This window comes from Ruegeria sp. CH6, from assembly GCF_056537005.1.
The window spans coordinates 1-1,153 of sequence record NZ_JBQFQS010000054.1 but is presented as its reverse complement, the minus strand read 5'-3'; the positions used below and the strand labels follow the sequence as shown (position 1 = coordinate 1,153).

Genomic DNA, 1,153 nt, shown 5'->3' with positions numbered 1-1,153 from the left:
TGTAGTGGTTCCGATGTGATCTGACAGCTGGCCGTTTTTCTGGCGGGTTCTGTCAGGTCAAGTTTGGTTCAGGAACTTTTCCTTCCAGATTTCTTTGCCCTCGATCATTGTCTGGAACGGCGTTCTGCCGCAACACATTTTACCCTGATGAGTGCGCTCGTGGTTGTAGTGGTGCAGCCATTCGTCCAGATCGGCTTGCAAGGCTTCGATGCTGTCGTAGAGCTTCTTGCGGAACGCGACCTGATAAAACTCCTGCAACACCGTCTTGTGGAACCGTTCGCAGATGCCGTTGGTCTGCGGTGATTTCACCTTGGTTTTAGTGTGGTCGATATCATTGATTGCCAGGAAGAGCTGGAAATCGTGTTTATCGACACGCCCGCAGTATTCTGTCCCGCGATCTGTCATAATCCGCAGCACCGGCAGGTCATGCGCATCATGGAATGGCAGCACCTGGTCGTTGAGCAGGTCGGCGGCGGTGATTGGCGTTTTGGTGGTGTAGAGCTTGGCATGCGCCACCTTGCAATAGGTGTCCACGTAAGTCTGCTGATAGACCCGCCCGACGCCCTTGCGCGTGCCGACATAGAAAGTGTCCTGTGAGCCCAGATAGCCGGGATGGGCCGTTTCCACTTCGCCGCAGGCTTCATCGTCGAGCTTCTTCTTTTCCAGTGCCTGTACCTGAGCCTCGGTCAGGATGACGCCATCCTCGGCCACTTTGGCTTCCAGGGCCTTCAGCCGGGCTTTGAAGTTGGCCAGATCGTGCCGCAGCCAGATCGACCGGACACCCGAGGGTGAGACAAAGACGCCCTGCTTGCGCAACTCGTTCGAGGTGCGGGCTTGGCCATAGGCCGGGAAGTCAGTGGCGGATTTGATGACGGCCTGCTCAGTTGCGTCGTCAACCCGGTTCGCCAGATTGGGTTTGCGCCGGTTGCGCTCGAACAGCGCCTCTACGCCGCCTTCTTCGACCGCCGACTTGTAGCGGTAGAACGTGTCCCGGCTGTAGCCCATCACCTGACAGGCTTTGGAGACATTGCCCAGTTCCTCGGCCAGATTCAGCAGACCGGCTTTGTGTTTGATGATCTTGTCGGTAGTATTCAACATCGTGGTTTCCTCGTTTCGATGGTTTGGTTGGCACCACCATCAAAACGGACAACCA

1 protein-coding gene is annotated in these 1,153 nt (G+C 56.4%); it reads right to left on the bottom strand.

Features of this window, described 5'->3' with window-relative positions; all coding sequences use genetic code 11:
* Positions 1-57: 57 nt before the first annotated feature.
* Complete coding sequence (locus ACR0CW_RS23150; protein ID WP_480789585.1) at positions 58-1,098, bottom strand: IS481 family transposase; 1,041 nt, start codon at positions 1,096-1,098, stop codon at positions 58-60.
* Positions 1,099-1,153: the final 55 nt, after the last annotated feature.

Coding starts and splice junctions, on each gene's coding strand:
- ACR0CW_RS23150 (WP_480789585.1), bottom strand. CDS start 1,098: ATGTTGAATACTACCGACAAGATCATCAAACACAAAGCCGGTCTGCTG.